Genomic DNA, 8,011 nt, shown 5'->3' on the forward strand with positions numbered 1-8,011 from the left:
GATTGGGGCTTTTCGCCGGGGACCCGAGGCCTTTGGGCGAAAGGCAATGAAAAAAGGCGCTGGGCGCCGGTTGGGCCGGGCATGGTTTTAACCGGCGGGCCGGCCCCGGTCCAGCGGCGCGAAAGCCTCTTCGCGCTCAAAAAAGCGCTTTCGGCGCTTTCGCCGGTCTGCATATGCGCTATGGAAGCGCTATTGAAAAGGTTTGGGTCATCGGCGTTTTGCCAACCGATGGAATGACGCTGTTTAAGAACACAGGATTTGTCGATGGTCGATCCAGAAAACCGCAACCCCGACTTTTTCCCCGCCGCCGCCCCGCCGAAACCGGAGCCGCAGAGGTCCGCGCCGCAATTGCCGCCGCAATTTTTCCGCCCCGCCGACAAAAAGCCGGAAAATCCGCCGCCGGTCGCGGCGCCCCGGGTCTCGGCGCCCGTCGTCGCGCCGCCCGTCGTCGCGCCGCCTGTGGCCGCGGCGCCGTCGCCCGCGCCTCCTGCCGCCGCCGCCGCGCCGCCTTTCGAGGACGACGCTCCGGTCGCGCCCGGACGGCTCGGCTTGCCGGCGCAGACGCAGGCGCTGCTCGGCCGGGTCGCGGATCTGCTGCGCCGCGCCGATACGCCGACCCCCTTCGCCATCGGCCTGCTCGCCAAGGCTGGCGCCGGCAAGACCAGCGCGCTGCGCTGGCTCGTCGAAAGCCTCAAGGGAACGCCGGCAGCGACGCTGCGCGCCGCCGATCTCGCCGACGAGCCCGAAACCGCCGTCGCATCGGCGCTCTATCGCGCGCTGACGCCGTTTTATCCCGCCTTGGTGGAAGAAGCCGCGCGGGAGGGCGCGCATCTGGGCGCCGACCCGGGCGCCCATGCCCGCGCCGCGCAGGAAAAACTCGACGTCCTGCGCCGCAAGCTGATGCTGGAACGGCAGACTTTGGCGCAGACCGAGGCGCGCCGCGCCGGCCTCGCCGATACCCTGCTTTACGACATGCCCGGTTCGCGCGTCGATTCCCTTGCGCGACGGATGCGCGGCGGCTTCGCGCCGCGCCTGCGCCGTTTCGGTTTTTCCGGCGATTCTCTGGCCGCTTTCAAGGACCTGACCCGCGATCTCGCCGAGATCGGCGGGATTCCCGCGCGCTTGCTGGCTTGCGCGCGCGCCGTTTACGCCTTTCCCGGACAGCTCCGGCTGCTGGTTTACGCGGCGCTTTGTGTCGCCCTGAACTGGGGCGCCGACTGGCTCTACGCCAACCGGACATTTTGGGTCGGCGCGATTTCCGAGGCCGGCGCGCAAGGCGCGCAGGCGGGCGAATACCTGCGCGCGCATCTCGACTGGCTGCCGCGGGCGGGCGACGCGCTCCTCCTGCTGGCGGTGGCGCTCGTGGCCCTGAACCTTTGGCGCGCGCTGCGTTTCATGCTGCCCCTGTTTCAGGCCGCCAGCCTGCTCGACGACGAGGTCGAGTCGAGGCGCCATGAACTCGAACAATTGCTGGCGCATCACGCGCGCAATGTCGATCTGCTTGGCGCCGAAACCGCCGCTGTCGCCCAGCAGGCCGCCGAGGCGGAAAGGCGCGCCGCCGGCGCCTCGCGCCATCCGCCGCTGTTTCTCGAAACCGACGCCGCCGCGCAGAAACGGCGGGCGGCGCTCGGCTTTCTGCACGGCCTGTCCGGCCTGATCGCCCCAGCCGCCGCCGGCAAGCGCTTCGAGACGCCGGCCCGTCTGATCGTCGCGGTGGATGGGTTCGAAGCGGCCCCAAACCCCGCCGCCCTGTTCGAGCGGCTGCACGATCTGCTGGCGCGGCCGGGTCTTGTCGCGGTCTATGCGCTGGACCCTGACATTTTCGGCGGCTCCGGGCGCGACGGCCTCCATCGTCGCCTGCAACTGGCCTTGCGTCTCGACGCCGGACAGGCGAGCGAATGGGCGGTTCCGCTGGCGCCGCTCGACGCGCCGCTATCGGCGGAGGAAACGCGGCTCCTCGAAACAATGGCCCCCGTCGCCGGCGCGTCGCCGCGCATGCAAAAAAGGCTGCGCAATCTGTTCCGCTTCCTGAGGCCCGCGCCCGACGCGCCCATGGGTCTCAAACCGGCGCTGGCTTTGCTGCTGGCCGCCGATCTCGGCGCCTCGCCCGACGACCGCCGCTGCCTGATCGACGCGCTGGCCTCCGAGGGGATCGGGTTCGCGCCGAAAAACTCCCGGCTGCTTCAGCAGGTTCTGGCGAGCACAGGTCCGATCGACCGCGACACGGCGCGGCGCGCGGCGGCGCTCGCCCGCCATGTGACGACGGATTGAGCTGGATTATTCCACGCCCGTCCGGTTAACGCAGAAACGAGCGACATGGAGGGGCCGCGCGCTCGTTGCAGCGGCGGATGTCGGCAAGGAGCCGTCGCCTGGGGATGGCGTCGGCGCGGACAAAGATGGGCCAAAGCCGAAAATCCCTCGTCGACGCGACAAACCTGGGCGTCAGCGAAGAAGCGGTCGTTGGCCATCGTCGCAAACGACCAAATTGGCCCACCGGCCCGCGACGGCAAGCTACCCATGCCCGTGCCGGTGATGAATATCCGGGTAATGCGGATGGGCATGCCTCAAGGGTTCGTGGCGATGCCAGTGAGAATGGGGCTCGCGCACAGGCCCGTCATGTCGATGCCGGTGGTGTTCCTCGTGGACGTGGCTGTGTTCGTGTTCAAGTGCGAAATGGTCATGGCTATGTTCATGGCGCTCGGCGAGGTGCAGCCAGAGCCCAAATCCCATCAAGGCCCCGGCGATGACCAGCCTCGCCGTCAAAGGCTCGTGCAGGATCGCGACGGCGATGATCGCGCCGACGAACGGGGCCAGCGAGAAATAGGCGCCGGTTCGGGCCGCGCCAAGGTGGCGCAGGGCAAGGATGAACAGCACCAGGCTGACGCCGACGCCGAACAAGCCAACGACCGCTGCGCCGACAACCGCGTCAGCCGACGGAAAATCGGCGCCGCGCAAAAGCGCCAGAACGATGTTGACCGATCCGGCGACGAGACCCTTGATCATCGCGATGACGACGGGATCGGACGAGGACAGTTTTCGGGTAAGATTATTATCGACGCCCCAGGCGAGACAGGCGCCCGCGATCGACGCGGCGCCCATGTTGAACCCGACATCGCCGCCCTGCCACGACAGCACCGCCGCGCCGGCGAGGATCGCCGCCGCGCCCAGAAGCAGCCGCCGGTCGACGTTTTCGCGAAACGCCAGCCAGGCGATAGCCATCGTCGCCAGAGCTTCCAGATTCAGCAGGAGCGCCCCCGATGCGGCCGTGGTCCGGCTCAGCCCGAAGACAAGGAGCAAAGGCCCGATCATGCCGCCCGAAACCACAACGGCCGCAAGCCAAGGCAGGTCGGACCGCCGCAACGGCGCTTCCGGGGCCGGGACGCCGAGCGCCGCCCGGCCGAAATGAACGACAGCGAGGCCCAGACCCGCGCCAAGATAGAGGAGCCCGGCCAGAAGCCAGGGATCGACGGCGCCGAGCAGAAGTTTCGACAAGGGCGTCGAAGCCCCGAACAGCATCGCCGAAGCGAGGGCCATTGGAACGCCGGGCCAGAGATGAGAGTGGTCACGCGTGGACATGGCGCTCCCTGATCGGTTCCGTTGACCCCGCCGCAGTCGGTTCCCCGGCGGTCGTTTGAATGTTGACAAAACGATGGCCGGAAGGTCTATTTCTTACCATGGGGATGGCGGTCTCCCCACGAGGCGACATGCCGAAGAATCGCGTCCCGCTATTTCAGCCGACGACGCCGCATGTCTGCTTATACGACGATTTCTCCGGAAAAACGCGTCCGCCTGCCGGGTTCGCCCAGGGGGCCTGTTCTGATCGACATCCGCCCGGAACAGGAATTCACGTCCGATCCGCGTCTGATTCCCGGCGCCCTGCGCCGCAACGCCGCAGCCGTTTCTTTCTGGGGACCGGGCCTCGCCGGAAGGGCGGCGATCGTGATCGGCGCCGATACGGGGCGGCCCGATCTCGTCCCGGAGGCCGCCGGCCTTCCCGCCGCATCGCCTGGACTGTCGCGCTTTTATGCCGACGATCTGGAACTAATGGAGGCCGGCCTCCCGCTCTACGACGCCTTCTACCGCTGGCGCCGCGACGCGACAAACGAAGCGCACGCCAACCCTATGGCGCGGACGGAAAAGAAGAAATGACCGGAATCGCCCATTCCGAAGTTGCGCCGAAAGCCGGCCACGGCGTTTCGCACGGCGAGGCGTTCCGGGTCTGGCTGCGTGTCGCCTTGCTGAGCTTTGGCGGCCCCGCCGGCCAGATATCCATGATGCATCGCATTCTCGTCGACGAGTTGAAATGGGTATCCGAAAACCGGTTTTTGCATGCGCTCAATTACTGCATGCTGCTGCCGGGCCCCGAGGCGCAGCAGCTCGCCATCTATATCGGCTGGCTCATGCATGGGACGTTTGGCGGCATCGTCGCCGGAGGCCTGTTTGTCCTGCCGGGCGCCGTCGCGATCATGGCGCTCAGCATCATCTACGCCTCATTCGGCAATGTCGGAATCGTCGGCGCCCTGTTCTTTGGCCTCAAGGCGGCGGTGCTGGCCATCGTGCTGCAAGCGGTGCAACGGGTCGGAAAGCGCGCGTTAAGAAGCGGGATCATGCGGGCGCTCGCGGCGGCGGCCTTCATCGCCATCTTCTTCTTCGACACGCCCTTTCCCCTGATCGTTCTGACGGCGGGCGTGATCGGCTTTTTCGGCGGAAAGGCCGGCCATCCTGCTTTCGCCGGCGGCGGCGGTCATGGTCCGAGTGGAACGATTGCGCAGGACCAGAGCCTTCTCGGCGAAGAAATGCCCGATCGCGCCAATATCCCGGTCGGGCAGTCGCTCAGGATCGCCGCCGTCTGGCTCTTCATCTGGCTGGCGCCGGTCGCCCTGTTGCTGGCCTTTCGCGGCGGCGGAGACATTTTCGCGCAGATCGCCGTCTTCTTTTCAAAAATGGCGGTGGTGACCTTTGGCGGCGCCTACGCGGTCCTGGCCTATGTCGCCCAGCAGGCGGTCGAGTCTTTTCACTGGCTCAAGCCGGGCGAAATGCTCGATGGTCTCGGCATGGCCGAAACGACGCCTGGCCCGCTGATCATCGTGCTGCAATTCGTAGGATTCATGGCGGCCTATCGGTCGCCGGGCGGCTTGCCGCCGCTGCTGGCCGGCGCGGCGGGAGGCTTGCTGGCGACCTGGGTGACCTTCGTTCCCTGTTTTCTGTGGATTTTCCTCGGCGCGCCCTATATCGAGCAATTGCGAGGCAATCGCGCCTTGACCGGCGCCTTGTCGGCGATCACCGCCGCCGTGGTCGGCGTCATACTCAACCTCGCCGTCTGGTTCGCGATACATGCCATCTTTCGCCAGACCGTTTTCGTGCGCGGTTTCGGTTTCGCCTTCGATCTGCCGAGGCTGGCCAGCGTCGATCCATGGGCGCTGACGCTCTGCGCCGGCGCCATCTTAGCCATATTCCGCTTCAAGGCCGGCCTGCTGCAAACGCTCGCCGGATCGGCCGCCGCCGGGGTCGCGCTTTATCTTGCCGGTCTGACCTCACACGGAATCGCCCCATGACGGCGAGCCATGAGGAAAGTCGAAGCCCCTGTGAATCCTTGCATAGCGAGATCGGACCGGGCTGTGTTTGCCTGGCGCGGGGGCCGTCGCGGGCGCAGCCGCCCTCTCCGCGAACGCCGAGGATCATCGCTGCCGATCGCGTCTGGCCGACGGACCGTCGGGTGAGTTTGGGCGATTGAAGCTTTCGCCCGTTTGGCGCACGTCCTTTGCGGCGCGACGATCGGTTCAAACCTCGCCGCATGAAAACGAGCGCTCAAGCAAGCAAAGGGCTGCTGACGATCCTTTATTTGCCGTTCGGCCGACGGCGGCATTCCACGCATGACCGCCGCAGCCTGACCGACGCGCTGGCGTCCGAGGGGATCGCGTTCACGCCGAAAAATCGCGCCTTTGTTGCAGCAGGTTCTGGCGAGCCCAGGCCCGATCGACCGCGACACGAGGCGGCGCGCGGCGGCGCTGGCCCGCAATGTGACGACGGATTGATCAGGATTAATCCGCGCCTGTCAGGTTAACGCGCCACCCGTTTCACAGTGAGGGAACCGCGAACTGGTTGCAACGGCAGGAATCGGCGGAGTGCGGGAATAGAGCGAAGGACCGGTTCCGGCAGTAGACCGGTCGAAGGCTGAAAGGCAAGGATGCGCACGCCATAAGCGGCAATTCGGGTTTGCTGAAGGAGCCCGATGATTTTGACGCGTAGCGGACTTTCGAGCCGCCAGCGCTGGGCGGTCAGGCGACCGGGCAGACTATCCAATTATGAAGCGCAATCGCCATGGCGGTGGCGCGTTCCGGTAACGGCCGGCGAACAACACTCAGGCGCGCCGAAACATTCCCGAGGCCCGCAAAATTATCGTTTGCACCGGGCTCGCCGCTCCGCCACGGCGAAAGCAGCTGAGCAAATCCCGGTGGATAAAGGAGGTCTTGTCTCTTCGGGGCGCGGCGACGATGATAGTCTCCTCAAGTCGAATCGCAAAGGCGAGGTGTGCGAAATGGCGGGGCGGTCGGCGACGAAATCTTATGAATACAATTCTGACGGTCGCAACCCGGACAGCGCATGCGGGCTTCTCGCGCAGCGGATCGGGGAGGTCTGCCTTGACGCCGTCGCAAGCCTTCCCCCGGCCAGGATCGAAGAGACGGCGCTGCAATGGCTTGCAAAAGCGCTGTTCGATCCCGGCGATCCGTCCAACGCCCTCCCCGTGATGGAGGCTTTCGCACTCGCAGGCTATCTGACCTTATTCTCGCCCTCGCTCCTCGGCGCCGCGCCGATCGAACGCTTTATCCGCCAGCGCCGCGCGGACGCCGACGACGCGACGCGCGCGGCCCTGGACGCGCTGGCGCAGTCGAACTTCCATCTCATTCGGTTGAAGTCGCGCGTTGGACCGCAAACGCTTGCCATCCAGGATTTAGCCAACGGCGAAAGCCTGTCTTTGTTCGACGCGGAAATTCCCGATGGCGCTTTGTCGGCCTTCGTCGCGGTCTGGCTCGCGCCGCTGCCGAACGGGGATGTTATCGCGCTGGGGCCGTTGACGCCGCTCGACGCCGCCGCGCTCGGCGAAGGCCTTGCCTTTGTGCGTCCAGGCAAAGGAATGACCAATCCGCGACGCTGCGCCGCCGCCGTCTATCGGCATGTCGTGCGCCAGGGCGGCTTGCGTATCGAGGGCCTGAACGACTTTCCCGAGGACTTGCTCGATGAAGGCGCGAGCAACGCCGCGGAGGAGGAATACGACGACCTCGATCGCCTTGCCTTTGCCATAACGGGGGCGAAAGAAAGCGAGGCGCTTTCGGCCGGAACTATCGAAGAGGCGCGACGCATCTCCTCTGCGCTCCACCTGTTTCACGCTTTGGCGCGGAGCGTCAACGCTCGTCGGCATGGCCGCGCGGAAATTGCGGCCGCATTTCTGCGCATCGGCTTCGTCATGATCGAGACTCTCGACCGCCGCTCGGCGGCCGGGTCCGGCGACGACAGCCAGTCGCTCGAATCGCTCGCGGTGGAGATCGATCGCGCCATCGCGGAAAAGCGCGCGCCGGAGGAAGTGCGTTCGCTATTCCAGGAATTGCGCCGCCGCCTCCTGGCGTCGCGGCGCTCCCCCGCCGAGAAGGGCGCCGGAGAAGCGGAACTCATGCGCGTCCTGCAACGCATCCAGGCGTTGCGCGCCAAGACTGTCGAGCAGGGCTGCACGGAGCAGGAGGCGCTCGCCTCCGCCAGGAAAGTGGTGGAAATGCTCGACCGCTTTGGCCTGTCACTCAGCGAAGTCGAGATGCGCGATCAGGCCTGTCAAGGCTTCGGTATCGACACCGGCCGGCGACGGCGGGCGCCGGTAGATGAATGCATGCCGGCCATCGGCCTTTTCTGCGATTGCAAAGTGTGGATGGAGACCGCTGCGAGCGGCGCTATCCGGTTTGTGTTCTTCGGCTTGCCGGCGGATGTCGAGGCGGCGCACTACCTCCATGACCTGATCGTC

General features: G+C 66.2%; 5 protein-coding genes and 1 pseudogene. 5 read left to right on the forward strand and 1 reads right to left on the reverse strand.

Annotated elements, in window-relative coordinates:
• Positions 1 to 264 precede the first annotated feature (264 nt).
• Positions 265 to 2,271, forward strand: coding sequence for a hypothetical protein (locus tag QZY01_RS15210; RefSeq protein WP_294538563.1), 2,007 nt, complete (start codon positions 265 to 267; stop codon positions 2,269 to 2,271).
• A gap of 240 nt (positions 2,272 to 2,511) precedes the next feature.
• On the opposite strand, the gene QZY01_RS15215 is transcribed toward QZY01_RS15210, so the two are convergent.
• Complete coding sequence (locus tag QZY01_RS15215) at positions 2,512 to 3,576, reverse strand: DMT family transporter (RefSeq protein ID WP_294538566.1); 1,065 nt, start codon at positions 3,574 to 3,576, stop codon at positions 2,512 to 2,514.
• Positions 3,577 to 3,747: 171 nt separating this feature from the next.
• Between QZY01_RS15215 and QZY01_RS15220 the strand changes: the two genes are divergently transcribed.
• From QZY01_RS15220 to QZY01_RS15235, 4 genes and pseudogenes are all read left to right on the forward strand, one after another.
• Positions 3,748 to 4,149 carry a chromate resistance protein ChrB domain-containing protein gene (locus tag QZY01_RS15220; RefSeq protein ID WP_294538569.1) on the forward strand — a complete coding sequence of 134 codons (402 nt, stop codon included), beginning with the start codon at positions 3,748 to 3,750 and terminating at the stop codon, positions 4,147 to 4,149.
• Positions 4,146 to 5,555, forward strand: a complete 1,410-nt coding sequence (chrA, locus tag QZY01_RS15225) for a chromate efflux transporter (protein WP_294538573.1) — start codon at positions 4,146 to 4,148, stop codon at positions 5,553 to 5,555. The genes QZY01_RS15220 and chrA overlap by 4 nt, the downstream gene beginning before the upstream one ends.
• Positions 5,556 to 5,761: 206 nt before the next feature.
• Positions 5,762 to 6,064, forward strand: a complete 303-nt coding sequence (locus QZY01_RS15230; RefSeq protein ID WP_294538576.1) for a hypothetical protein — start codon at positions 5,762 to 5,764, stop codon at positions 6,062 to 6,064.
• 474 nt (positions 6,065 to 6,538) lie between these two features.
• A pseudogene (locus tag QZY01_RS15235) lies at positions 6,539 to 8,011 on the forward strand (DUF2786 domain-containing protein); the annotation flags it as partial.

It is taken from the genome of uncultured Rhodoblastus sp. (genome assembly GCF_903903185.1).
GTDB lineage: Bacteria > Pseudomonadota > Alphaproteobacteria > Rhizobiales > Beijerinckiaceae > Rhodoblastus.